Consider the following 25,827-nt stretch of genomic DNA (forward strand, 5'->3'; position numbering starts at 1 on the left):
ACTCACTTGAACAATACGAGGTGTTCGACGACGGGTCCCAGCGCAAGCGCCGGCACGTAGTTCAGCAAGCCGACCAGCAAAACGGTGCCGATCAGCAGAACGACAAACAGCACACCATGCGTGGGCATCGTCCCGGCCGTCACGGCCAGTCGTTTCTTGGCCGCAAGACTGCCCGCTATCGCGAGTACCGGTACGATGACGCCGAAGCGACCAAACCAGCTGGCGATCGCGAGCATCGTATTGTAGAAAGGCGTGTTGGCTGACAGACCGGCGAAGGCACTGCCGTTATTGTTGGCGGCCGAGGTAAAGGCATAAAGGATTTCGGAGAACCCATGGGCACCGGGGTTGGCGACGCCGATCCGACCAGCGTCAGCCATCACGGTGATAGCTGTGCCAAACAGCACCAGAAGCGGCGTCACGAGGATGGCGATGGACACCATTTTCATCTCGTAAGCCTCGATTTTCTTGCCCAGATACTCCGGTGTACGGCCAATCATCAGACCCGCAATGAACACCGCGAGAATGGCAAACACCAGCATGCCGTACAGGCCAGAGCCCACACCGCCGAACACCACCTCGCCGAGTTGCATCAGTACCAGTGGAACGGCGCCACCGAGCGGCATAAATGAATCATGCATGGCGTTAACCGCCCCGCACGAAGCCGCCGTAGTGATGGCGGCAAACAAGCTCGACCCTGCGATGCCGAAGCGCAGTTCCTTACCTTCCATGTTGCCAGCGGAAGCATCGACGCCCAGCGCAGAGAGCTGCGGATTGCCGAGCTGTTCGTAATGGGTGACCGCCATAACCGCGATGACAAAAATGATTGTCATCGCCGCCAGTACTGCCCAACCCTGGCGCTGATCACCCACAACGCGACCGAACACGAAACACAACGCCGTCGGGATCAGGAAGATGGCGATCATCTGAAAGAAGTTCGTCAGTGCAGTCGGGTTCTCGTAGGGATGCGCCGAGTTGGCGTTGAAGAAACCGCCGCCGTTGGTACCGAGCATTTTGATCGCTTCTTGTGACGCCACAGGTCCCATCGCCAGCGTTTGCGTGTTGCTCGTATGGTCCTGCATGACCGGGTTGCCTTGTGCATCCATCACCGGCAGGCCAGCAGCGTCGAGCTTGGGCGATTGGTATTGCATCACCTCAAGCGTCGTTACTTCCTTGTAGGGATCGAAATTCTGGATCACGCCCTGACTCACAAAGAACAGCCCGAGTATCAACGACAGCGGCAGCAAGACCCACACGGTGACACGGGTGAGATCAGCCCAAAGATTGCCGATACTGGCCGCGCTGTGGCGGGCGAAACCACGGATCAGGGCTATCACGACCACAATGCCCGTGGCCGCAGACAGAAAATTCTGCACCGTCAGCGCGAGCATCTGGGTCAGGTAGCTCATCGTTGACTCGCCGCCATAGCCCTGCCAGTCAGTATTAGTGACGAAACTGGCCGCTGTGTTGAACGACGAATCGGGACTGACGGCGCCAAAGCCCTGCGGATTGAGGGGAAGGAAAGCCTGCAGCCGTTGCAGCGCATAGACGGCCAGCAGCCCGAGAATGTTGAACAGCAACAACCCGAGCACGTACTGAAGCCAACCCATTTCGGCGTCAGCCTTGACACCCGCGAGGCGATAGAGGGGGGCCTCGATGCGTGAGCCAAAGGTGAATCGGCCCTCCACCACCGTGGTGAGCCAACTCGCGAGCGGCCACGCCAACGCAACCAGCACCAAGAGATAGACGACCAGTAACGTCCAGGCCTGGATCGTCATAGGAAGTCCTCCGGAAACAGCAGCGCGGCGATGAGGTAGACCAGCAACCCGAGCGCCACCAGTCCGCCCAAGAAGTAGAAGCCACTCATGGGCGCCTCCTGTTCAGCGCGGCACAACCATGGGCCAAACCCACTACGGTTACGAAGCACAGCGCACTGAGCCCTAGAAAGACAAGGTCCATCACGATTCCTCCTGTGATGGGACAATGCTAGTGACTCGACTATCAAGATGTTGCAAAGATTATCAGCCGCTGGATAAAGATCTCGAAAAGACGGAACAGAGATAGAGCCCATCTAGTTGCCTGCGCTGTTGAGCGCGACCTATAGGCTGAACTTATAGTTTGTATTATTTATGGGTCTTGGACGTTATAGCTGAAGCGAACCACTATGGGTTCCACAGCAACCGACCAGGTACCTCAGCATGAAAGCGCTTATCGACGGGTTTCTCAAATTTCAGAAAGACGTGTTTCCACAACGCACCGACCTGTTCAAACATTTGTCCACCACGCAACACCCGGGCACATTGTTCATCACCTGCTCAGACAGCCGGGTCGTCCCCGAACTGCTGACTCAGCAAGAACCCGGCGAACTGTTCGTCATCCGCAACGCCGGCAACATTGTCCCCTCCTACGGTCCTGAGCCAGGTGGTGTTTCCGCCACCGTCGAGTACGCCGTCGCCGTCCTGGGTGTCACCGACATCGTGGTCTGCGGGCACTCGGATTGCGGAGCGATGACCGCCCTCTCCAGTTGCACATGCATGGATCACTTGCCCGCCGTCGCCAGCTGGCTGCGGCACGCCGACTCGGCGAAGGTCATCAACGCGTCTCGCTCACATGCCTCCGATGCGGCGCGGCTGAGTTCGATGGTGCGTGAAAACGTGATTGCCCAATTGGCCAACATCCAGACGCACCCCAGCGTAAGACTGGCCCAGCAACAAGGGCAGCTGAATCTGCACGGTTGGGTCTACGACATCGAAAGCGGCTCGGTCGACACACTGGACGGCGATACCCACCAGTTCGTTTCTCTGGCCGAACACCCCTTCACTTGCGCCAATCGCTCCAAAACCATGACTGCAGCCGCTTAACCTTTTCCTGACTTAACTTACTTAGCTTATTACTTACCTCACTGGAGTTACCCCCATGCAACAGACTCACGCTTACCAAGATCCAAGCCTGGCCCTGACCACCGACATCCTCGCGAGTAAAGCGCGCAAGAACCTGTCATGGCAGGACCTCACCGACGGCACCGGCCTGAGCCTGGCCTACGTGACCGCCGCCCTGCTCGGCCAACATCCGCTGCCAGAAAACGCTGCAAAGCTGATCGGCGAACGCCTGGAACTGGATGCCGACGCCGTCGCCCGGCTGCAAATCATTCCGGTGCGCGGCAGCATCCCCGGTGGCATTCCGACCGACCCGACGATCTATCGCTTTTACGAAATGATCCAGATCTACGGCACCACCCTGAAAGCCATCGTTCATGAGCAGTTTGGCGACGGCATCATCAGTGCGATCAACTTCAAACTCGACATCAAGAAAGTCGAAGACCCGGAAGGCGGCTCCCGTGCGGTCATTACATTGGATGGCAAGTTCTTGCCGTTCAAACCGTTCTAAGTCGATAACGGCTCGCGGTCCGGCTGGGGCATTAATGTGCTTCTGGCCGAATCGCAAAGCCGTTTTTAGACTCGCTGACGATGCGGAAATGCTGGCTCTCACCGCCTGCCATCTGAACCGCCAGTTCACGGTGCAACCCTCCCTTGTTGCAGAGTGAGTCATCCTGTTCATCGAGGCCGATGCCGACGGTACGGGCGCCCTGTGGCACCTGGAAGCGGGCCTCCTCACCGATGCCGATACGCGCGGCGACTTTACGATCAATCAGAAGGGCCATGTAGCAACCGCCGCCGAGCATACTAATGTCGCGGCTCACCACGATCTGGCCACCACCTTCGACAGGCTGCTGATAGGCCAGCAGGCGCTCCGCTGGGACTTGGGTGACGTTGTCAGGGGAACCGCTATGGGATGAACAACCCACCAGCGCCAGTAAGGGAAGTGCTAAACAGATCAATTGCATCGAGGTTTCCTTGGGCGGATGATCGGTGGGGATCCTCGGGGAACTGTAGCTGATTTCGTCGATACGGCCTTCGCGCCCCGGCCTGAGTACAGCATTTAGCACAGCAGACCTTCCTAGAAGGCCTGCCAGCTCGCTAAAAGCGCGGAATCAGTTCGAGCAGAGGGACGTCATTCAATCCGTGCTTTGCGGGTAATTCGAAGGGAAAAGCGCGCGCCGCGCCTGCTCATCCAGCTCCTTCTTGAAGTCATGATCCTTTCCGACGGCTCGCGCTCGAATCACCGCCGGGCGAGCATCGATCGCCTGGAACCAGCGCTTGAGGTTGGCAAAGGGAGCCAATGGATCGGCTTCGCCTTTCATCACGCGGGACGCTCGATCCAGCCAACCCCAGGCTGACATGTCGACGATTGTGTAGTCATCGCCGACGATGTAGTCGCGTCCGGCGAGGCGATCATCCAGAACCCGATAGTGCCGCTCAATTTCACGCCGATAGCGGTTCACCGCATACAGGTTGCCTTCGGGTGCTGCGTATTGGAAATGCACGGCCTGGCCTGAGAAAGGGCCCAGGCCCGTTCCGATGAAAAACAGCCACGACAGCAACTCCGGCCGATCCGCTGGCGAGCCCATGAACTGCCCGGTTTTTTCGCCCAGGTAAAGCAGGATCGCGCTCGAATCGAATACGCTGACCTCGACTCCGCCCGGCCCCTCGGTGTCGACGATTGCCGGCACCTTGCCATTTGGATTGATAGCGCGAAATTCGGGGGTGTGTTGCTCGCCTTTGCTCGTGTCGACGGGCACGGCCTCGTAGGCAAGGCCCACCTCTTCAAGCAAGAGCGCGACCTTGGCCGGGTTAGGTGCGAGGTTGAAATAGAAGCGGATCATGGGGTTCAGCTCTCGTGAGATGTGTGAGGGAAATTTCACGCAGGCATCCACCGCTCGACAACGATCACACTGATCGCGAAATTTGCCGCTCGCGGTACCTTCAATGCCTCGCCGTTGCATTTTAGAACGACTGATTTAGAATAGAGCGGAACGAAAAAAGGGGCAACGCCTTCGTCGCCCTGACTGTGAGGAAAAGCCTGATGGCTCGGCCAAGAGAATTCGATGAGATAGCGGTACTCGATGCGGCCGTTCAATGCTTCTGGGCGCGCGGGTACGAGGCCACATCGATTCGTGATCTTGCCCAGAACATGGGGATCACTGGCGCCAGTCTGTATAACGCCTTTGGCGACAAGCGTTCGCTCTATCAGCGTGCGCTGGATCACTACGTCGAGCGCAGCTCCATGGATCGCGTCAACCGCCTCGAAGAGCATTTGCCACCACGCCAGGCGCTTGCTGCGTTCTTCGATGAGATCATCGAGCGCTCCCTGGGTGATCCACAGCGCAAAGGCTGCATGCTGGTGAACGCAGCGCTCGAAGTCGCGCCCCATGACCCGGAGTTCCAACGCGTCATTGCTGACGTCCTGATCCAGATCGAAGCTTTTTTTCGCCGTTGCGTAACGGCCGGTCAGCAGAGCGGAGCCATTTCCGCCGCGCAGCCTGCCGAAGACCTGGCCCGCCTGCTGCTGGGGATTCTGTTGGGCATTCGTGTCCTCGCCCGCGCACGGCCAGAGCGAGATTTATTGGAAGGCCTGGTGCGCCCGGCCTTTGCGCTACTCGACAGCCACAGCCCTGCACAGGAAAAAATCACCGATGATTGAGCTCTATTACTGGCCAACACCCAACGGCCACAAAATCACAATGTTTCTGGAAGATGCCGGTCTGGATTACACCCTCCACCCTGTCGATATCAGTGCGGGCGATCAGTTCAATCCGGACTTTCTGGCCTTCTCGCCCAACAACAGAATGCCCGCCATCATCGACACTGAACCTGCCGATGGCGGCGAGCCCGTGACGGTTTTCGAGTCCGGCGCGATTCTCCTGTACCTGGCCGAGAAGACCGGGCTTTTTCTGCCCAAAGACGTTCGCGGCCGCAAGACCGTGACTGAATGGCTGTTCTGGCAAATGGGCGGCCTTGGGCCCATGGCCGGGCAAAACCATCATTTCGGCCTCTACGCGCCGGAAAAGATTCCATATGCGATCAATCGCTATGTCAACGAAACCAACCGTCTCTACGGCGTGCTCGATCGTCGGCTGGCCGGGCGTGAGTTCATTGCCGGCGAGCAGTACACCATCGCCGACATGGCGTCTTACCCCTGGATTGTTCCGTGGGAACGTCAGCAGCAGAACCTGGACGATTTCCCGAACCTGCGTCGCTGGTTCGAAGCCATGCAAGCGCGACCGGCGACGATACGGGCGTATGCCAAAGCCGAACCTTTCGCCAACCGCCCCGCCGTGACCGAGGAAGGCAAGAAGATCCTGTTTGGGCAAACCGCTGTGCAAACCCGCTCCACAGACCCACGGCATGCCTGAGGGAGCTTTACTGACAGGGCTGGCCTCTTCGCGAATAAATTCGCTCCCACAGGGTTCGGGGTCGATTCATCAATCTGTGGCTGGCAGAGATCCTCTGTACAAGCGAACTTGTTCGCGAATATGGTCTGTCTGACGCCGACGATGCTGGATGTAACGACGCCTTCGCGAATGAATTCGCTCCCACAGGGTTCGGGGTCGATTCATCAATCTGTGGCTGGCGGACCCTCTGTGGGAGCAACCGGGACGCGCAGTCTTGTTCGCGAATACGGTCTGTCTGGCGCCGACGATGCCGGATGTACCGACGCCTTCGCGAATGAATTCGCTCCCACAGGGTTCGGGGTCGATTCATCAATCTGTGGCTGGCAGAGATCCTCTGATCGGGTCGAGGTAACGGGACTAGCCCGTTACCCCTCCCACACCACCGGACGTGCGGTTTTCCGCATCCGGCGGTTGGACTGCTCAGCATTGTGCTGAGGCGAGATCCTGCGCGGTGATCAGGCCATATTGCTTCAAGCGTTTGTTGTTCAAGGCTTGGTGCATGGCCGGATGTGCCGCCGCTTTCCAAGCTCCGTCGTGAAAACTCACTCGCGCAAGCCCTCGTTTCGAGATGCCCATCTTCAGCAGTTGGGCCATACGACCCTTGCGGTTATGCCACCGCTGCCAAAAGCACTTGCGCATGTGGCGCCGCGTCCATTGTGAGAGCTGCGTGAAGTTTCGCTCCGTGGCCAGCCGGAAATAACCAAACCAGCCAAGAAGATAACCTCTCCATTGCTCAACCAGTTCCCGGGAGGTGAGTCCCTGTCTGGCTGACCAACATTCACGAACGCGTTTGCGGTATCGTTTGACCGTCCTGCCCGACAGGTGATTGTTGCCTTCCTCGTCGATCAGATAACCCAGAAAATCGCGTTCCCAAGGACGACCCGTGCCGCTCTTGCTGGCATTGACCTTCAGCTTCAGGTGTTTCTCGATCCACGCCACGATGCTTTCCAGTATTCGCTCTGCGCTGCGCTCGCTTTCGACAAATATCATCAGGTCGTCTGCATAGCGACAGAAGCTCAGCCCTCGAGCTTCCAGCTCCTTGTCCAGCGGGTCCAGATACAGATTGGCCAGCAGCGGACTCAGCGGACCACCTTGCGGTACGCCCGCCATGCGTTTGTGCCGTTGGCCGTTCAGGACCATGTCCGCACGCAGGTTCGACGCCAGATACTTGTTCAGCCGCTTGTCCCGGATGTCGCGGGTGATGCGCGTCATGAGTCGGTCGTGATTGACCTCGTCAAAGAACGCTTCAATGTCCACATCGACAACCCAGGTCTTGCCGCTGAGCACGAAGTCTTTCGCCGCCCTGATCGCGTCAAGGTTGCTGCGCCCGGGCCTGAACCCGTAGCTGTGCTCACTGAAACCACCGTCCCAAAGCTTCGTCAGTTGCTGGCTTACCGCTTGCTGGATCACTCGATCCTGCGTGTTGGGAATCCCCAGCAGCCGTTCTCCGCCTTGGGGTTTGCCGATCGTTTTACCCCTGATCGGACCGGGCTGGTAGCTCCCGGCCAGAAGCTTTTCCTTGATGCCCGGCCAATGCTTGACCAAGTGCGCTTCGAGGTCTTCAGTGCTAATACCGTCAACCCCGGGCGCACCTTTGTTGGCCCGGACTTTCTTGAACGCACGGCGCATGTTGTCAGCCTCGACAACCTGCTCCACGCTGATTTCGCTCAACACGTCTCCAGTTTCCTGTTCCGTCTGACACATCACTCGCTCTTTCCTTTCATGCGTTCTCCGGGAATCCACCCGGGCATTCATGTCCGGCCAACCCGTCGGTGTCACTGCACTTTTCCGGGTTCGGTTTCAAAGAGCTCTGGCTCAATGTAAGAAGTCCATTACGGGTGTTGTTTATCCTTCGGCCCTTTGCTCCAAGCGCATTACCGCTCATCTTCGCTACTACGGCCTCTGCTGACTTCTCGCTCACTGACGTGTGCGAGATCTCCCCGGGTAAGGTGCCAAAACCATCGGCCCGTGCCGTCAGGCTCTACTGAATGCGTCTTTCGGTGACAGTCGGATTTCGTGGTTCCCAGCACACTAATCGCCCGCATCCAGCCTCGCTGCCTGTTCGTGTTCCTACGGTCGTGCCTTTGCTACGCGCTTCTTTCAGCTTGGCCTCACGGCGTCCACCTTGCGTTTCGCTACAGTTGTCGTCACTTAGTCTGGCCATCGCTTTCAGATGGCTGGTTTTGGCCCATGCCGGGCACACTGGGAGCGAATTTATTCGCGAAAGGGCCGTGTCTGACACACCGCATCGAGCCATTCCCTGCAAATGCAACGCGCCACGACTAAGCGTGGCGCGTTGGGTCGATCAATGCAGCCGATCAGCAGCAGCGTGGAGATTGTCCGTTGCCACCGCCGTATCGAGCTTCCTGACGCTCACGAAAGAACGCCTCGTAGGTCATCAACGGCTTGTCCGGATGCTTGATCTGCATATGTTCGACGTAGTTGTCGTAGTCAGGCATGCCCACCATCAGGCGCGCGGCCTGACCGAGGTATTTCCCGAGGCGACTCAGGTCATTGAACATAGGCAGCTCCTCCATTGAGGCCAGTTGAACCCGGGCTCATCATGCTTCCGGCAACGCCTGGAACGGCGCCTCTTTATCCGTACGCTCTTTAGTGCCCCAAGCCGCCACACCGACCTTGATCGCATAGAACATGATGCTGAACACCACGAACAGGAACAGCGCAGTCAAGGTCGCGTTGGTGTAGGCATTGAAGATCACATGTTGCATCTGATCGATAGTCTTGGCCGGGGCCAGGACCTGACCCGCGTCCAGTGCTGTGCGGTATTTACTCGCCAGTGCGAGGAAACCCACCGCAGGGCTCGGATCGAACAGCTTGATGTAGCCCGCCATGGTGGTGCAGATCAGCAGCCACACCGCTGGCAGCAAGGTGACCCAGATATAACGTTGGCGTTTCATTTTGATCAGCACGACGGTGGCGAGCATCAGCGCGATGCCGGCGAGCATCTGGTTGGAGATACCGAACAGCGGCCACAAGGTGTTGATCCCGCCCAGTGGGTCGATCACGCCTTGATAGAGCAAGTAACCCCACATCGCCACGCAACCGCCAGTCGCGATCAGGTTAGCCGTCCACGACTCCGTACGCTTGAGCGCCGGGACGAAGGTGCCGAGCAAATCCTGGAGCATGAAACGACCGGCACGGGTGCCCGCGTCCACCGCCGTCAGGATGAACAGCGCCTCGAACAGAATCGCGAAGTGGTACCAGAACGCCATGGTGTCTTTGCCCGGCAGCACCTGGTGCAGGATCTGCGCGATACCCACGGCTAAGGTCGGTGCACCGCCGGCACGGGCCAACACGGTGGTTTCGCCGATGTCTTTGGCCACTGCGATCAACGCATCTGGCGTGATCACGAAGCCCCAACTGCTGACCGTTTGCGCCACCGAAACCACGTCACCACCGACAATCGCTGCCGGGCTGTTCATGGCGAAGTACACGCCCGGATCGATGACCGAAGCCGCAACCATGGCCATGATCGCCACGAAGGACTCCATGAGCATCGCGCCGTAACCGATGTAACGCGAGTTGGCTTCGCTATCGAGCAGCTTCGGCGTGGTGCCCGAAGCGATCAACGAGTGGAAGCCAGACACCGCACCGCAGGCGATGGTGATGAACAGGAACGGGAACAGTGAGCCCTTCCAGACCGGACCCGTACCGTCGGTGAACTGGGTCAAGGCCGGCATTTTCAGCTCAGGCGCAATGATCAGGATGCCAATCGCCAAGGCGACGATGGTGCCGATTTTCAGGAAAGTGGACAGATAATCCCGCGGTGCCAGCAGCAGCCAGACCGGCAATACCGCAGCGACGAAGCCGTAGCCCACCAGCATCCAGGTGATTTGCACGCCAGTGAAGGTGAAGGCTTTTGCCCAGACCGGATCGGCAGCGATTTGCCCGCCGAACCAGATCGACGCCAGCAGCAGAACGACACCGATTACCGAGATCTCGCCAATCCGACCCGGGCGGATGTAGCGCATGTAGATGCCCATGAACATCGCGAGCGGGATCGTAGCCAGCACCGTGAACATGCCCCATGGGCTATCCGCCAGGGCCTTGACCACGATCAGCGCCAGCACCGCGAGGATGATGATCATGATCAGGAAGCAACCGAACAGGGCGATGGTGCCCGGCACCTTGCCCATCTCCTCACGCACCATCTCGCCCAAGGAGCGACCGTTGCGACGGGTGGACAGGAACAGGATCATGAAGTCCTGCACCGCACCGGCAAATACCACACCGGCAATCAGCCAGAGTGTACCGGGCAGGTAACCCATCTGCGCAGCCAGCACAGGGCCGACCAGAGGGCCGGCGCCAGCGATGGCAGCGAAGTGGTGACCGAAAAGAATATGTTTGTTGGTCGGCACATAGTCCAGACCATCGTTATTGAGTACCGCAGGGGTGGCGCGATTAGGGTCCAGTTGCATCACTTTAGTGGCGATAAACAGACTGTAGTAGCGGTAGGCAACCAGATAGATCGCGACGGCGGCAACCACGATCCAGAGTGCATTGATGGCTTCACCGCGGCGCAGCGCGACGACACCCAACGCAATTGCCCCCAAGCAGGCAACGGCAAACCAAGCAAGATGTTTGGTCAGTCGAGTCATTGTGGCTCTCCTGCCGAGGACCTTGGCCCTGCGGCGATAATTGTTATTGTTGTGCCCTGTAAGACGGGCCCCGCTACTATCCGCGCAGAACGTGGGTATAAACATGCGCAATACTACTAGGCGCTCTACGTAGAACTACGTGGGTCAATTGCCGCTGCACACGGCTACCATGTGCCGAAAAGCCGTTCAACAATTCGTGGCTAGCCCTATGTAGGCAAGCCCGCCAGCCTGGATTCACTCGCCATGCAACTCAAATACAAGATCGTCGCACTCGGCATCCTGCCCCTGATATTGGCCGTCGCGGTCATCAGTGCATTGGTCATCTTTCAGAACCAGCGGCTGGGTGAACAACAGGCACAACTGATCGAAGACAGCATTCTGGCGAGCAAGCGTGCCGAGCTAAAGAACTACGTAGAAATGGCCATGAGCTCGCTGGCGCCTCTGTATAAAAGCGGTCTGGACGATGAGCACACCAAGCAACAAGTGCTGAAGGAACTTGAAAAACTGAGTTTTGGCATAAACGGCTATTTCTTCGTTTACGACCATAACGGCCGCAACCTGATGCACCCTCGGCAAGCCGACTTGGTGGGCAGGGACTTGTGGAGCATGACCGATCCCCATGGTTTGCCGGTGATTCAGGCGCTGTTGAACAGCGCTCAGTCCGGCGATGGATTTCAGCATTACGCCTGGGAAAAACCCTCCACCGGACAAGTCACCGACAAACTCGCCTATGTGGTGATGCTCGACCGCTGGGGATGGATGCTGGGCACCGGGATTTATCTCGAGGACGTCGAGCGCGCCACTCAACAGGCACGTGAGGAAGTGGCCAGGGGCATCCACACCACCATGCTCGCCATCGGTATCGTGGCCCTCATCGCCGTGTTGCTGGTCTTCGCCTGCGGGCTGACCTTGAACGCCAGCGAACATCGCCTGGCCGATAAAAAGCTCCAGGGTTTGACTCAGCGCATAGTGAATCTTCAGGAGGAAGAGCGATCACGGCTCTCGCGCGAACTGCACGACGGTATCAGCCAGGTGCTGGTTTCCATCAAGTTTCAGTTCGAACTGGCCGGCCTCGAACTGGAAGCCGGCCGCGACAAAGGCCTGGATATCCTGCATAAGGGAATCGACAGGCTGGCAGACGCCATAGGCGAGGTTCGCAGCATCTCACATGACCTGCGCCCTTCACTGCTCGACACCTTGGGGCTTGCCGCTGCCGTCACTCAATTGGTGGCGGAGTTCGAGCTGCGCAGCGGTTTGACCATTCACTACGAGAACAACCTCGGCGACTGCCAACTGGTGGACGGTGCCCCTGTGGCGCTGTTCAGAATCCTGCAGGAGGCGCTGACCAATATCGAACGTCACGCCAAGGCGAAGAGCGTATACATTGACCTGGAGAGCGACTCGGCCCAGGTGAGATTGTCGGTGTGCGACGATGGCGTCGGCTTCAAGATCAATCGGCTCGAAGAGATACAAGGCGGCATTGGTCTGCGCAACATCAGGGAACGGGTCGATCACTTCAATGGCCAATTCAGCCTGTCCTCGGTCCCTGGCAGAAGCGAACTGATCGTGACGCTGCCCAGCCGACTTCGTACAGTCGTGTAGTGTCCAGACAACGATCCGAAAAAAGCAGCCCTCCAAAAAATAATCCCAAAAAGTGACCAGAGCGCGATCATGAACACCTCATACCCCATCCGTGTTGCCTTGGTGGACGATCATGCGTTGGTGCGTGACGGCATACGCGCACTGCTCGCCGTCAGTCCTTTGTTCGACGTGGTCGGCGAAGCGGAGGATGGGCCGGAAGCGCTCGACCTGTGCGGCCGGGTTTCGCCCGATATTTTGCTGGTCGATATCGGCTTGAAGGAGATGAACGGCCTGGAGTTGACCAAACTGCTGCGCATTCAATACCCGAGCATCAAAATTCTGATCCTGAGCATGTACGACAACCATGAGTACATCGCCACCTCCATTCGGGCAGGTGCCAGCGGCTATGTGCTGAAAAACGCACCGTCCAGGGAACTCGTGGCGGCTATCGAAGCGATCGCGACGGGAGGAACCTTTTACAGCGCCGAAGTGGCGCTCAAACTGGCCACCCGAAAACCCGACGAAACCGAACTCACGCCACGGGAAAGCCAGGTCCTGATCGGCCTGGCGCAAGGCCTGAACAACAAAACCATCGCCCGGGAACTCGACATCAGCGTGCGTACCGTTGAAACCCATCGATTGAGCATCAGGCGCAAACTAAACGTCGACAAACCCGCGGGGCTGGTCAAGTACGCGATGGAGCATGGCCTGTTACCCCATTGATCCGGCGCTGTCATCCAGCGTCAAAGCGCCAATGAACTATGCGGGGTCAGCAGCGTCGTTGTCCTGTTGACTCACGTCAGCAATGGCCTGCTGAAAGCCCTCTAGAAAAATCTTCTCCGCACGGGTCATCTTTTGCTCCCGGTTCCACATCAAATGCACATCCACATCCACGACACCCTCTGCTGGCGGTAATCGCCAGAGCAATCCGTTGTACAGATCGGTATCGAGCAGGTGTTCGGGCAGGCAACCGATGCCATACCCGGCGATGATCAACCTGCGGATTTCCTCGAAACTCGAGGATGAGGCGACGATTTTGCCGGTGAAACCCTGCTGGTCGCGAAAAACCGTCAGCGGTGAAAGATTGCCGCCGATCTGATCGCTGGTGAAACTGACAAAGTTCTCCCCTTGCAAGGTTTCCAAAGGCAGCTTTCGCTGACCGAACAGCCGATGACGCTTACCGCAGAAAAATGCATAGCGCTGGCGCATCAGGAGGCGGCGTTCCAGCTTCGCCTGGGGAAAGCGACACAGGCCAACACCGACAGTGGCCGTCTTCTGCATCAGTGAACTGAGAATATCCGAGCTGCGCAGCACCTCGATCTCCAGTTCGACGCGGGGGTGGCTCAGGTGAAACGCTGTAAGGAACTCATCATAGATTGCCGATTGCACCTGGCTGATCGACAACAGCCTGACCTTGCCGACCACATCATCCTGCGGCCCCTCGATGGCACTGCCCAGGCGCGATACGTTGCCATAGATCTCGCCTGCAATCCGCAAGACTTCCTCGCCGGCCTGGGTCAGGTCGAAACGCGGCCCCTTGCGTGATATCAGCGCGCAATCCAACTGCTCCTCAAGCCGCTTGAGCGACTGACTGACCGCCGATTGTGTGATGAACAGTCGGGCAGCGGCGCGGCTGATACTGCCTTCCTGGCCGATCGCGAGGTAGGTCCGCAGCAGGTTCCAGTCCAGTCGGTCATTGAGGAAACGGCGCCCTGCCCACTTGTCCTTTGCCAAGTCTTTTTCCAGCTCTTGCATACCGTCACGTTCTCATTATTAGCGCTGCTAATTCTTTAGATAAGTATTAGCAAATTGATTAATTATAGGCCGTGCGCGATAAAGCATGGAAGCGCCACAGAGCGTCCCGTTAATCGCCTTAAACCCTGCCAGAATTCCAAAATAAAAGGGCCTTGCATGCGTACTCATACCAGCCAGCCACGTCGAGCGGCGGCGGCCGCCTTTATTGGCACCACTATCGAGTTCTACGACTTCTATATTTATGCCACCGCAGCAGCGCTGATCCTTGGCCAGGTTTTCTTTCCCAACAGCGACCCTGCGCTGAGTACGCTGGCGGCCTTCGGCTCCTTTGCCGTGGGCTTTATCGCCAGACCTCTGGCCGGGATGGTGTTCGGCCACCTGGGTGATCGCCTGGGACGCAAGAAAATGCTGCTGTTCACCATGCTGCTGATGGGCCTGGCGACCCTGTCCATCGGCCTGTTGCCCAGCTACGCCAGTGCCGGTATCTGGGCACCCATCGGCTTAATCGCACTGCGCATTGTTCAAGGTATCTCGGTGGGCGGTGAATGGGGCGGCGCAGTACTGATGGCCAGCGAGCATGCACCGGCCAACCGTAAAACCTTCTACGCCTCGTTCGCCCAACTGGGCAGTCCGGCTGGCTTGCTGTTGGCCTTGATCGCCTTTCGTCTGGTGACGTCCCTCGAGCCCGAGCAATTCGCGCAATGGGGCTGGCGTCTGCCGTTCCTTGCCAGCGGCGTGCTGATGATGATCGGGTTGGCGATCCGTTTTGGCGTGCAGGAGTCACCCGAATTCAAGGACGTCGCGCAAAAGGGTGAAACCGTCAAATACCCAGTGCTGGAAGTCATCCGTACTTGCTGGCGGCAGATCCTCTTTGCAGCGGCAGCGGTGACCATCGGCTCGGCCGGATTTTTCTTCACCAGCACCTTCATGATTACCTACGTCACTCAGTATCAGGGCATTCCACGGTCGACCATTCTCGACTGTCTGTTCGTGGTCACGGTGCTGCAGTTCATTTCGCAACCGATCAGTGCATTGCTGGCCGAGCGCATAGGCGAAGGCCGCTTCCTCAAGCTGGCCGCCCTGCTCTGCATCGCGGTGCCCTACCCGATGTTCGTGCTGGTCGGCACACAGAATATTGTGCTGATGACCCTGGGCATCGCGATGGCCGTGGTAACCCTGTCCGGGCTTTATGCGGTGATCGCCGGCTATATGGCTCAAGCCTTCCCTGCCCACCTGCGCTACTCGGGCATCTCCATGGCCTATCAATTGATCTGTGCCATCGCCGGTGGCTCGACACCGATTATCGGCACCCTGCTGGCCAGTCGTTTCGCCGGCCAATGGCTGCCATTGGCGATCTTCTTCAGTTTGTTGGCAACCCTGTCGCTGATCGGGGTCTGCGGCCTCGCCCGTCTGCGTGGGGAAACGTCCGCCATCGCTCATCCTGCGCTTTAACAAGGAGCTCACATGTTCAAACCCGAGAATAATATCGATCCCGTAGAATGGCAGGCGCGCTGCGAACTGGCGGCCCTGTATCGGTTGGTCGCGCACTTTCGCATGACCGACTTGATCGATACCCATATCACCCTGCGCATTCCCGGCCCGGAGCATCACTTCCTGATCAATCGCTACGGCATCATCTTCGACCGGATGAAAGCCAGCGACCTGGTGCGTATCAATCAGCATGGTCAGGTAGTGGGTGGAGCCAGCGCAGTGACTCGCGTCAATGCGGCAGGTTTTGTCATCCATTCGGCCATCCACATGGCTCGCCCGGACCTCAATTGTGTGATCCACACCCACACGGCGGCAGGGATGGCGGTGGCCGCTCAAGAGCAAGGTTTGCTGCCGATCAGCCAGCACGCCCTGAAGTTCTACGGCAAATTGGCTTACCACACGTATGAAGGTATCGCGTTGTCGCTGGACGAACGCGAGCGACTGATCGCCGACCTGGGGCCGCACAAGGCGATGATCCTGCGTAACCACGGCCTGCTGGCCGCCGGTGGCGGCGTCGCCGAAGCGTTCCACGAGATCCACTTTCTCGAGCGTGCCTGTCAGGCCCAGGTCCAGGCGCTGGCCGGGGCAAGCAAGCTGCTCTATCCGAGCGAGGAGGTGTGCCTGCATACCGCCGAACAGTTTGGCCGCGACGAAGCCGAGGAAATCATAGACCTCAGCTGGAACGCTGCGCTGACGTTGATTGAAGACCAGCGCGAGTCCTACTGCTCATGAACACCATCGTCCTGTTGTCGTCCGACACGGTCCTGCTTGGCCAACTGCAAGCAGCATTTGCCCGCGCGGCGCCGGACATGCATGTGGTACTGGCCAGCGACCCCGACGCGAGCCAGGCCCAAGTCGCCGCTTGCTGGTTTCCTCCGGCGAACAGTCTTGGCGCATTGCCCAATCTTAAACTGGTGCATTCGGTCGCGGCCGGTGTCGATCATCTGCATACCGACCCCAGCTGCCCGGACCTGCCGATCTGTCGCGTGGTCGACCCCGCTCACCGCCAGGGCATGACCGAGTACGTGCGTTGGTCGGTGATCCACTATCACCGCGGATTCGATCAGGTCCTGCGGCAACAGCGCGATCATCACTGGCAACGTCCGCTGCAACTGCAGGCCAAAGACTTCAAGGTCGGCGTGATGGGACTGGGTTCTCTGGGTGCATCGATTGCCTGCGATCTGGCGACTGCCGGATACAGCGTTCGCGGCTGGGCTCGCAGTGCGAAAAATCTACCTGGTGTTGCCTGCCACAGTGGCAACGCACAGTTCAGCGGTTTTCTCGACGGCCTCGACCTGTTGATCAATCTGTTGCCCCTGACCCCGGCCACCCGGGGGATTCTCTGCAGCGAAACCTTCCAGTCCCTGGCGCAAGGCGCGGTCGTGGTCAACTGCGGCCGCGGCCAACATGTGCAGGTCGACGATCTGCTGCAGGCGCTGGTCTGCGGCCAGTTGCGCGGTGCGGTGCTGGACGTGTTCGAGCGTGAGCCGTTGCCGCTTGACGATCGCCTGTGGAGCATGCCCGGCGTCATCGTCACACCGCACATGGCGTCGGCGGCATCCCACGATTGCATCGCCCTTCAGATTGCCGAAAACACACGCCTTCTGGCGCTGGGTAAGCCCCTGAACAACCCGGTCGATACTTCCCTGGGCTATTAAGACACGCGACAAGAGGTGAATGATGAACGTATCCAAAGTCAACGGTGATCGTCTCTGGGACAGCCTGATGGAGATGGCCAAAATCGGCGCCACCGAGCGCGGCGGCAACTGTCGACTGGCGCTTTCCCAAGAAGATCTGGCCGGTCGCGAGTTGTTCATGGCCTGGTGCCGGGAAGCCGGCATGAGTATCGCCTTCGACGGCATCGGCAACCTGTTCGCCCGTCGAGCAGGACAGGACGAGAGCCTGGCGCCGATCGTCATGGGCAGCCACCTTGACACTCAGCCCAAGGGTGGCCGTTTCGATGGTATCTACGGAGTACTGAGCGGTCTGGAAGTGGTGCGCTGCCTCAACGACCAAGGCATCGAAACCCGTCAGCCCATCGAGATCGCGGTGTGGACCAACGAGGAAGGTGCGCGCTTCACGCCGGCCATGTTCGGTTCGGCGGTGTTCACCGGCATTCTGCCCCTGCAAACCGCACTGGATTCACGTGACGCTGCGGGCATCAGCGTCGCCGAATCCCTGGCAGATATCGGTCACGGTGGTGACCTGCCGTTTCAGCGTCCCTTCGACGCCTATTTCGAAGCGCACATCGAACAAGGGCCGATCCTCGAAGACAACGGCCTGCCGGTGGGTGTCGTCACGGGCGGCCAGGCAATTTGCTGGCTCGACGTACAGGTCGGCGGCGTCAGTGCCCACGCCGGCACCACACCGATGCCGCTGCGCAAGGACGCGCTGTTCGGCGTGGCTGAAATGGTCACCGTGCTCGAAGCAATCGCCCGGGACTTTGCGCCCAAGGGGCTGGTCACCGTTGGCCAACTGAACATCGCCAAGTCCTCGCGCAACACCATCCCTGGCAAGGTCAACTTCACCGTCGACCTGCGCCACCATCAGGACCAACAGATCGCGGCCATGGAACAAGCCGTGCATGAACGCCTGCAGAGCGTGGCCCAAAGACGTGGCCTGAGCCTGGAAATCGATCGCCACTGGTTCAGCCCGGCAACGCCTTTCGATGCTGATTGCGTAGCGGCCGTGCGCTCGGCGGTCGAAGCCCTGGGGTATCCGCATCAGGACATCGTCAGCGGTGCCGGCCACGATGCCATCCACCTCGCCCGGCATTGCCCCACCACCATGGTCTTCATCCCCTGTGTCGGAGGCCTGAGCCACAACGAAGCCGAAGACGCATTCCCCGAGGATGTGCGCATGGGCTGCGACGTACTGCTGAACGCGGTACTCCGGCGAGCGCAACATTTAACCGACTGATCTAGCGAAGCAAAACCGAATCTTTGTGGCCGTGCTACCTGCGCGGCCTCAGAGAGAGGGCCCGTTTGCGCCTGAAAAACAATAAATCCGAGACCCAGCGGTAGCTCCACCCTTACCCACACTGCCAACCAATAAATCAATCCGCTGAGCCTGATGCTCACTTTGGAGATAAAAGGCATGAACAGTTCTGCGTGCATCCAGGTCGGTAATACTCCGGCCGTTTCCAGCGTCAACATGAAAAAAGTGGCCGTGGCCAGCGTCATCGGTACCACGGTGGAATGGTACGACCTGTTCGTCTTCGCCACGGCTTCTGCCCTGGTTTTCAACAAGATCTTTTTCCCCGCGTTCGATGCCCTGATCGGCACCCTGCTCGCGTTCGGCACCTTCGCGTCGGCTTACGGCGCACGTATCGTCGGTGCAGCTTTGTTTGGCCATTTTGGCGACAAGCTGGGACGCAAATCGATGTTGCTGATTTCACTGCTGACCATGGGTGCGGCGACGTTTGCCATCGGTCTGTTGCCGAGTTACGCCAGCATCGGTATCTGGGCGCCAATCCTGCTACTGGCCCTGCGTATCATCCAGGGCCTGGCGCTGGGTGGGGAATGGGGCGGCGCGGTGCTGATGGCCGTCGAACATGCTCCGGCCAACAAGCGTGGTTTGTATGGCTCATGGGTGCAGATCGGCGTGCCGGCCGGCACCATGATCGCCAACCTGGCCTTCCTCGCGATCTCCGGGCTGATGTCTACCGAGGACCTGATTGCCTGGGGCTGGCGGATTCCCTTCCTGGCCAGTGCATTGCTGATCGCAGTCGGTTTGTACATCCGCCTGAACATCACAGAGACGCCTGCATTCAACGAGGCCAAGGCATCTGAGGTTCAGGTCAAATTGCCGCTGGCCGAAGTCTTTCGCAAATACTGGAAGCAAGTCTTGCTCGGCGGCGTGGCGACCATGTCCACCGGTGCCTCCTTCAACATTATCGTCGCCTTCGGTCTGACCTACGGCACTCAAACCCTGGGGTTCAGTCGCGCCGTCATGCTCAGCGTGGTGCTGGCCTCTTGCGCGCTGTGCATCGTGCTATTGCCAGCCTTCGGCGCCCTGTCCGACCGCATCGGCCGCAAGCCAGTGATCATTGCCGGCATTGTCGGCGAAGCGCTGGTCGCTTTCCCGATGTTCTGGCTGATGGACACCCGTGAATTGCCGCTGGTATTGCTCGGCTACGGCCTCCTGATGACAGCCTTCGCCGCCAACTACGGGCCTATCGCAACCTTTCTCGCCGAACTGTTCGGCACTCGCGTGCGTTATTCCGGACTGTCGGTGGCCTACATGCTCTCCGGACTGTTAGGCAGCGCAGCGACGCCCATCGTGACCACCGCCCTGCTGGCGATGACCGGCAAGGGCTCTTCGGTGGCCTGGTACATGATCGGTTCGGCGCTCATCTCGCTCATCGCTCTATTGATGCTGACCGAAACCTTCAAGCGCGACTTGAGCGGTGCATCGGCGCCCAAAAGCTGAGTTCCCCCAAAAACAACAATAGCGACACCTGAACTTGACCCCGCTGCCATTCACGCACCGAATAATTCGTCTGGACTGACACGACATGAAAAAATCCCTGCACCTGATTGGCCTGAGCACCGGCGCTTGTCTTTTGACCCTGAGCCAGGGGGCTTCAGCTGATTTCATCGATGACAGCAAAGCCACTCTGGGATTGCGCAACTTCTATTTCAAGAACGATTACCGTAACCAACCCGGTAGCGCCGGACAAAGCAAGACCGAGGAATGGGCCCAAGGGTTCATGCTCAATTACACCTCCGGCTTCACCGCTGGAACACTCGGGTTCGGGCTGGATGCGCTCGGTCTGGTGGGCCTGACCCTGGACAGCGGCGACGGCCGCCATCGCGGCAGCTCAATGATTCCCAGTGACGGTGATGACGCCACGGATCAGTGGAGCCGCCTGGGCCTGACCGCCAAAGCACGTCTGAACAAGACCGAGATTCGCTATGGCACGCTGATGCCCAAGCTGCCCATTCTGCAAGCGAACGACGGTCGCCTGCTGCCGCAAACGTTCGAAGGCGGTCAGATCACCAGCAACGACATCGACAAACTCACCCTCACCGCCGGCCGCCTTGAACACGCCACAGGTCGCGGTTCCAGCGATAGAACGGGCCTGGCCGTCAGTGGTGGAAGCCAGGAGAGCAACCAGTTTCTCTTCGCCGGCGCTGACTACAAAGTCACCAAGGACCTGACCGCCCAGTACTATCTGGCCAACCTGGAGGACTACTACACTCAGCAATTCTTTGGGCTGCAACACGTGCTTGCCTGGGGTGACGGTCAGTCGATCAAAACCGACTTGCGCTATTTCAACACCGGCTCCGATGGCGCCAATGGTTCGGCCAGCGGGCGTGCCGAGGGCTACCGGGTCGGCGGCTTTACCCGCAATGGCTCAGGCGAGATCGACAACCGCACCTGGAGTGCGATGTTCACCTACAGCCTCGGCGGCCACGGGTTGACCGCCGGCTACCAGAGCGTTTCCGACGACAGCAACTTCGTCCAGTTGAATCAGGGATCGCTGCCAGACAAAGGTGCCAGTGGCTCGAGCCTCTATCTGTTCACCGACCGCATGCTCGCCAGCTTCAACCGCGCCGGCGAACGCACCTGGTTCGGTCAGTACGCCTACGACTTCGCTGCTTCGGGCGTTCCCGGTCTGCGCGCCTCAATGGTCTATCTCAAAGGCGCCGACATCAAGACCACCGCCGGCAGCGACCAAAGGGAATGGGAGCGCGACCTGGCCGTGGACTACGTCATTCAGGACGGCACCTTCAAGGGCGTCGGTTTCGGTTGGCGCTACGGCGTGCTGAACTCCAACGCAGATTCCAATCAGGACCAGACCCGTCTGATCGTCAGCTACACCCTGGCACTGTTCTGACTTACCGGCCCGCCGCACCGGCAAGGTCGGCGGGCGCACATCTCAGCGAGGCTCGCACATGAAACGAATCAAGGCAGCACCCGGCACCATCGGCCCGGTCGGCCCTTACTCTCAGGCGGTCGTCAGCGGCCATCTGGTCTTCACTGCCGGTCAGATCCCCGCACTGGGCGGACTTGACCAACAACCCGAGGACTTCGAAGAACAGGTGCGTCAGACCCTGCGCAACCTCGAAGCGATCCTGATCGCCGCAGGCTCAGACTTCAATCACGTGATCAAGGTCAACGGCTACCTCACTGATCCGGCTCAACTGGAGCCTTTCAACCGGGTCTATGCCCAAGTGCTTGGGCATGCGCCACCGGCGCGCACCACGGTCTGTGTCGAACTGTGGGGCGTGGCGCTGGAAATCGATTGCGTGGCAGAACTCATCGATCCAACCGGGAGCAACAACGCATGAACAGCCATGCCCAACTGCTTGAAAAGCTTCGTCGGGTCAGCTTCGCTACCCTCGGCCACTTGCTTGAGGACGGTTTTGTCAGCAGCGACATCCGTTCGATGCTCAGCGGCGTCAAGGTGGTGGGCCGCGCCGTGACGCTCAGTGTGGTCGACGCCAACGCCATCGCGGTCAACCGCGCCCTGGCCAGTCTGGAAGACGGCGACGTACTGGTGATCGACATGAACGGTGACCAACGCCATGCCTGCGTCGGCACGGTCACCGCCTGCGCGGCACAGGCGCGAGGCGCCCAGGCCATCGTGGTTGACGGTCTGGTGACTGATATCTGTGAACTGCGCGAAGCCGGACTGCCTATATTCGCCCGAGGCACCAGCTTGTTGACCACCAAGCTGCATGACAACGCCGAGAGCCACCTGAATGTGCCCGTCCAGTGCGGCGGCGTTCAGGTCCGACCGGGGGATCTGGTGCTGGGCGATGACAACGGTTTGCTGATAATTGACAGCCAGGCCCTCGCCCAAGTCATCGATCAGGCCCTGAGCAGCGACCTGGCCGAGCCCCACCTGCTTGAGCGCCTGGAAGCCGGGGAACCGATAGGCTCGGTGCTGCGTGTGCAGTAACCTGGCCGCGCCTTGACGGTAGCGCGCCAGTGCAAGATTTTCCGAGTACTGAGCGGCGTCTGCGGCATCGTGCTGATCCTTCAATGCTGCACCGAGCCCTGAGATGAGGGTGAGAGTGTCTTCAACCTGCTAGCCTTGCCCTTTCGGCATGCCCAAGCATAATTACGGCATATACCCCTATGTCAGTGAGTCAAATGGCCAAAAAACCAGTTTTACTCAACCCTGCCATCATCCCCGGTAGCGGCTGTTCCAATGGCGCTATCCGGCGAGCGGCGCGGCGCATGGGGCAGATTTACGATGACGCATTCGCGCCCTGCGGACTTAAAGCGACTCAATACTCTCTGCTGTCGCAGATCGTACACTGCGAGGGGCCGACCATGCGCACCCTCGCCAAAGAACTGGTCATGGATCTATCGGCCCTGGGCCACACCCTGAAACCGCTGGTGCGCGACGGGTTTGTGGAACTCACGGTGGATGAGCATGATCGCCGCTGTCGGCGAGTCCATCTGACTGAGGTCGGATTGAGGAAGTATGAAGAGGCCCGGATAATCTGGAAGCGGATGCGCGACATTTTTGATGACACCTACGGTCTTGAGGAAGCGGTCCGTCTTCGGGAAACGCTGGACTTTATCGCGTCAGAGCAGTTTGCCGAGGTCATTGCCAGGCGCCTCAACTCGAACGATTAGCAAAACGGGCACAACCATTCGCAGCGGGACGCGTAAGCGGTGTATCTGACGGGCCGCATCAAACAGACCGCAAAAACCCCAGCAAATACCGATTAACCTCCTCCGCTTTTTCGTTCTGAATCCAGTGCCCGCAATCACTCAGTACGTGCTGCTCCAATCGCGGTACGCATTCCGGCATGCGCTTGAGGGTGTAGGCTTCGAGGGTCGCCACCGGATCGTTGTCGCCGATCAGAAACAGCGCCGGTTGCTCGATGTTTTTCCCGGCAAATGATGCGGACAGTTCCCAGTTGCGCTCGAAATTGCGGTACCAGTTCAGCGCACCATGAAACCCCCGGCCCTCGAAGGTTTTCACGTACTCGGCAAACGCCTCGTCAGTGCACCAATCGGGAAGTGCGCCGGGATCTTGCATCCCGTCGAACAGCGTCGCACCCGCGGGTTTGGCTTGCAGGAAAAAATCCTTGGGCACCGCCGCCGAACTGTTGTGCATCATCATTCGCATCGTTTTAGCAATGTCGCTATCCAGCTCTCGCTCGGCGATGCCAGGCTGCTGGAAATACAAAATGTAATGGAAGCTGTCCGGGTGCAGCTGGCGCATGGTTTCGATGGCCGGCTTCTTGCCACGTCCACCGAAAGGCACGGCCATCCCGACGACTGACTCAACCCGCTGCGGCTCGAGCAAGGCCAGATGCCAGGCGACCTGAGCGCCCCAATCATGCCCGACCATGCATACCTTGCGCTGCCCAAGCGCATCCATCGCCGCCTGTATATCCGCGCAAATAGTGAATACATCGTACGCACGCGGGTCGATCGGGGCACTGCTGCGACCATAGCCGCGCATCTCGGGAACCATGACCCGGTATCCCGCTTCGGCCAATACGCCGATCTGATGACGCCACGAGTGCCAGCACTCGGGAAACCCATGCAGCAACCACACCGGATAGCCATCGCTCGGACCGCTACTGTACACACTGAGGGTGATGCCATTGACCTCGAGCAGTTGATGATCAAACGCACTCATACAAAAGCCTCCTGGACGGAGGCTTACTGTGCCGCAGGTATCGTCCTGCAGATATCCTTATTTAAACCGCGAATGTTTGACCCGTGGGAGATCCCGCGGCGTCGAAGACGGGGCGGTGACACTTCCACTGCCCGACAGGTCTTTGTTGGGCCGCTGGCCTCTTCGCAGGCAAGCCTGCTCCCACGACACGGTTCAAGTGAAAAAATCACGCTGCCGTCCGTCGCCTCCGTGCGCACTAATCGGACGGTGACAGCACCAAAGTCATGTACGACTCTCAATTACGGAGACAAACCATGATCAGGAAAAATGTCACGACCATCGCTTTTGCCACCCTCCTCTCGGCCGCTTCAATGGCTGCCCTTGCGCAATCATCAGACTCGACCTATCCGACGGACAACGGCAAGGCGTCCACAACGCAGCGGATGGACTCAAACGGGAGCAAACAGGGCACTACCACATCCCATAAGCACAAAAAACACAGTAAAAAGAGAGCCCATTCCACTCACACCCCCGCCAGCAAATCTCCCTCAACCGAAACTGGCACAGGAAGCGGCGGGAGCGAATACCAGCAATGACATAAAATAGAGGCCGAAGGGCGAAAAGCTCCGGCCCGAGCTTTTCGCCCTTTGCGGCAAACATTCATGCTGTGTGGCTATCCTGTGCCGCCTGGCATGATGCGAGACGGAGCCCGTTTAATCCCGGTAACCTGGCGCCACACGGTCGAGCAGCCGCAGCATTGCCGCCCAAGCCAACTGCACCCCGTCCGGGTCACTCAACTCGCCTTCTGCCAACGGCCGACCCGGCTCGTTAAACTGACGCTCGGTATGCGCGCAAACGGACGCTGGCGGCAACACCAGCTCGCCACAGGCTTGCGCCGCCAACTGAATTTCGCAGGCCTTTTCCAGGTAGTACATGCGCAGGAACGCCTGGGCTACGGTCTCGCCTACGGTCAGCAGGCCATGATTGCGGAGCATCAGAACCGACTTGTCGCCCATGTCACGAACCAGACGCTGTTGTTCGCCGAGATCAAGGGCGATGCCTTCATAGTCGTGGTAAGCGACCCGTCCGTAGAACTCCATGGAAATCTGATTGACCGGCAACAGCCCGCACGCCAGCGCCGCCACTGCGCAACCGGCCTTGGTGTGGGTGTGCAGCACGCACTGGGCATCTTCGCGGGCGCCGTGGATGGCACTGTGAATCACAAAGCCCGCCGGATTGACGGGATAAGCGCAGGCTTCAACCGCGCGCCCGTCGAGTCCAATCTTGACCAGATTCGAGGCGGTGATTTCGTCGAACATCAACCCGTACGGATTGATCAAAAAATGATGCTCGGGCCCAGGCAAACGCACCGAGATATGGGTGAAAATCAGATCGCTCATGCGAAAGTGCGCGACCAGCCGATAGCAGGCAGCCAACTCCTGACGCAAACGCTGCTCTGCTGATTGCATGCAGATCGATTGTTCCATCTCGCTCATTGT

25 protein-coding genes are annotated in these 25,827 nt (G+C 59.0%); 15 read left to right on the forward strand and 10 right to left on the reverse strand.

All coding sequences use genetic code 11. The annotated features are described in order from the left end of the window. Positions 1–2: 2 nt before the first annotated feature. Both kdpA and kdpF read right to left on the reverse strand, forming a co-directional pair. Positions 3–1,775 (reverse strand): potassium-transporting ATPase subunit KdpA, encoded by a 1,773-nt coding sequence (kdpA, locus tag AC1MEE_RS12705; protein ID WP_480415674.1) that lies wholly within the window; start codon positions 1,773–1,775, stop codon positions 3–5. Further along, positions 1,772–1,864, reverse strand: coding sequence for a K(+)-transporting ATPase subunit F (kdpF, locus tag AC1MEE_RS12710; protein WP_480415675.1), 93 nt, complete (start codon positions 1,862–1,864; stop codon positions 1,772–1,774). The genes kdpA and kdpF overlap by 4 nt, the downstream gene beginning before the upstream one ends. A gap of 331 nt (positions 1,865–2,195) precedes the next feature. Here kdpF and AC1MEE_RS12715 point away from each other — a divergent pair, with 331 nt between their 5' ends. Both AC1MEE_RS12715 and cynS read left to right on the forward strand, forming a co-directional pair. Further along, positions 2,196–2,858 carry a carbonic anhydrase gene (locus tag AC1MEE_RS12715; protein WP_480415676.1) on the forward strand — a complete coding sequence of 221 codons (663 nt, stop codon included), beginning with the start codon at positions 2,196–2,198 and terminating at the stop codon, positions 2,856–2,858. Positions 2,859–2,913: 55 nt separating this feature from the next. Beyond that, complete coding sequence (cynS, locus tag AC1MEE_RS12720) at positions 2,914–3,384, forward strand: cyanase (protein ID WP_480415677.1); 471 nt, start codon at positions 2,914–2,916, stop codon at positions 3,382–3,384. 31 nt (positions 3,385–3,415) lie between these two features. On the opposite strand, the gene AC1MEE_RS12725 is transcribed toward cynS, so the two are convergent. After that, positions 3,416–3,841 (reverse strand): 3-isopropylmalate dehydratase, encoded by a 426-nt coding sequence (locus AC1MEE_RS12725; RefSeq protein WP_480415678.1) that lies wholly within the window; start codon positions 3,839–3,841, stop codon positions 3,416–3,418. Between the two features lie 171 nt (positions 3,842–4,012). Then, positions 4,013–4,720, reverse strand: a complete 708-nt coding sequence (locus tag AC1MEE_RS12730; protein ID WP_480415679.1) for a glutathione S-transferase family protein — start codon at positions 4,718–4,720, stop codon at positions 4,013–4,015. Between the two features lie 200 nt (positions 4,721–4,920). Here AC1MEE_RS12730 and AC1MEE_RS12735 point away from each other — a divergent pair, with 200 nt between their 5' ends. Further along, a complete protein-coding gene (locus tag AC1MEE_RS12735; RefSeq protein WP_480415680.1) occupies positions 4,921–5,538 on the forward strand; it encodes a TetR/AcrR family transcriptional regulator in 618 nt (205 codons plus the stop codon). Then, the gene (locus tag AC1MEE_RS12740; RefSeq protein WP_480415681.1) at positions 5,531–6,250 is read left to right on the forward strand and encodes a glutathione binding-like protein; all 720 of its coding nucleotides are present in this window, start codon (positions 5,531–5,533) and stop codon (positions 6,248–6,250) included. The genes AC1MEE_RS12735 and AC1MEE_RS12740 overlap by 8 nt, the downstream gene beginning before the upstream one ends. A gap of 459 nt (positions 6,251–6,709) precedes the next feature. Here AC1MEE_RS12740 and ltrA read toward each other — a convergent pair whose 3' ends face one another. The 3 genes from ltrA to AC1MEE_RS12755 all read right to left on the reverse strand — a co-directional run bounded on the left by ltrA (position 6,710) and on the right by AC1MEE_RS12755 (position 10,908). Continuing rightward, on the reverse strand, positions 6,710–7,993 hold the full coding sequence (gene ltrA, locus AC1MEE_RS12745) for a group II intron reverse transcriptase/maturase (protein ID WP_480412114.1): 1,284 nt from the start codon (positions 7,991–7,993) through the stop codon (positions 6,710–6,712). A gap of 614 nt (positions 7,994–8,607) precedes the next feature. After that, positions 8,608–8,811, reverse strand: a complete 204-nt coding sequence (locus AC1MEE_RS12750) for a YbdD/YjiX family protein (RefSeq protein WP_480415682.1) — start codon at positions 8,809–8,811, stop codon at positions 8,608–8,610. A 39-nt stretch (positions 8,812–8,850) separates the two neighbouring features. After that, the gene (locus AC1MEE_RS12755; RefSeq protein ID WP_480415683.1) at positions 8,851–10,908 is read right to left on the reverse strand and encodes a carbon starvation CstA family protein; all 2,058 of its coding nucleotides are present in this window, start codon (positions 10,906–10,908) and stop codon (positions 8,851–8,853) included. 243 nt (positions 10,909–11,151) lie between these two features. On the opposite strand from AC1MEE_RS12755, the gene AC1MEE_RS12760 reads away from it, so the two are divergent. Continuing rightward, positions 11,152–12,510, forward strand: coding sequence for a cache domain-containing protein (locus tag AC1MEE_RS12760; protein WP_480415684.1), 1,359 nt, complete (start codon positions 11,152–11,154; stop codon positions 12,508–12,510). 69 nt (positions 12,511–12,579) lie between these two features. Then, positions 12,580–13,212 (forward strand): response regulator, encoded by a 633-nt coding sequence (locus AC1MEE_RS12765; protein ID WP_480415685.1) that lies wholly within the window; start codon positions 12,580–12,582, stop codon positions 13,210–13,212. 36 nt (positions 13,213–13,248) lie between these two features. Here the strand turns inward: AC1MEE_RS12765 and AC1MEE_RS12770 are convergent, their stop codons facing one another. Then, positions 13,249–14,244, reverse strand: a complete 996-nt coding sequence (locus tag AC1MEE_RS12770; protein ID WP_480415686.1) for a LysR family transcriptional regulator — start codon at positions 14,242–14,244, stop codon at positions 13,249–13,251. Positions 14,245–14,400: 156 nt separating this feature from the next. Here AC1MEE_RS12770 and AC1MEE_RS12775 point away from each other — a divergent pair, with 156 nt between their 5' ends. From AC1MEE_RS12775 to AC1MEE_RS12815, 9 genes are all read left to right on the forward strand, one after another. Next, positions 14,401–15,696 (forward strand): MFS transporter, encoded by a 1,296-nt coding sequence (locus AC1MEE_RS12775; protein WP_480415687.1) that lies wholly within the window; start codon positions 14,401–14,403, stop codon positions 15,694–15,696. 12 nt (positions 15,697–15,708) lie between these two features. After that, on the forward strand, positions 15,709–16,467 hold the full coding sequence (locus AC1MEE_RS12780; protein WP_480415688.1) for a class II aldolase/adducin family protein: 759 nt from the start codon (positions 15,709–15,711) through the stop codon (positions 16,465–16,467). Next, positions 16,464–17,393, forward strand: a complete 930-nt coding sequence (locus AC1MEE_RS12785; protein ID WP_480415689.1) for a 2-hydroxyacid dehydrogenase — start codon at positions 16,464–16,466, stop codon at positions 17,391–17,393. The genes AC1MEE_RS12780 and AC1MEE_RS12785 overlap by 4 nt, the downstream gene beginning before the upstream one ends. A 22-nt stretch (positions 17,394–17,415) precedes the next feature. Next, complete coding sequence (locus tag AC1MEE_RS12790; RefSeq protein ID WP_480415690.1) at positions 17,416–18,654, forward strand: Zn-dependent hydrolase; 1,239 nt, start codon at positions 17,416–17,418, stop codon at positions 18,652–18,654. A 177-nt stretch (positions 18,655–18,831) separates the two neighbouring features. Continuing rightward, on the forward strand, positions 18,832–20,166 hold the full coding sequence (locus tag AC1MEE_RS12795; RefSeq protein ID WP_480415691.1) for an MFS transporter: 1,335 nt from the start codon (positions 18,832–18,834) through the stop codon (positions 20,164–20,166). A gap of 85 nt (positions 20,167–20,251) precedes the next feature. Further along, positions 20,252–21,577 carry an OprD family porin gene (locus AC1MEE_RS12800; protein WP_480415692.1) on the forward strand — a complete coding sequence of 442 codons (1,326 nt, stop codon included), beginning with the start codon at positions 20,252–20,254 and terminating at the stop codon, positions 21,575–21,577. 58 nt (positions 21,578–21,635) lie between these two features. After that, on the forward strand, positions 21,636–22,031 hold the full coding sequence (locus tag AC1MEE_RS12805) for a RidA family protein (protein ID WP_480415693.1): 396 nt from the start codon (positions 21,636–21,638) through the stop codon (positions 22,029–22,031). After that, on the forward strand, positions 22,028–22,645 hold the full coding sequence (locus tag AC1MEE_RS12810; protein ID WP_480415694.1) for an RraA family protein: 618 nt from the start codon (positions 22,028–22,030) through the stop codon (positions 22,643–22,645). Before AC1MEE_RS12805 ends, AC1MEE_RS12810 begins: the two co-directional genes overlap by 4 nt. Positions 22,646–22,839: 194 nt before the next feature. After that, positions 22,840–23,331, forward strand: coding sequence for a MarR family winged helix-turn-helix transcriptional regulator (locus AC1MEE_RS12815; RefSeq protein ID WP_480415695.1), 492 nt, complete (start codon positions 22,840–22,842; stop codon positions 23,329–23,331). Between the two features lie 58 nt (positions 23,332–23,389). Here AC1MEE_RS12815 and AC1MEE_RS12820 read toward each other — a convergent pair whose 3' ends face one another. Both AC1MEE_RS12820 and AC1MEE_RS12825 read right to left on the reverse strand, forming a co-directional pair. Further along, the gene (locus tag AC1MEE_RS12820) at positions 23,390–24,349 is read right to left on the reverse strand and encodes an alpha/beta fold hydrolase (RefSeq protein ID WP_480415696.1); all 960 of its coding nucleotides are present in this window, start codon (positions 24,347–24,349) and stop codon (positions 23,390–23,392) included. A gap of 692 nt (positions 24,350–25,041) precedes the next feature. After that, positions 25,042–25,824 (reverse strand): class II aldolase/adducin family protein, encoded by a 783-nt coding sequence (locus tag AC1MEE_RS12825; RefSeq protein ID WP_480415697.1) that lies wholly within the window; start codon positions 25,822–25,824, stop codon positions 25,042–25,044. Positions 25,825–25,827: the final 3 nt, after the last annotated feature.

This window comes from Pseudomonas sp. ASL3, assembly GCF_056680425.1.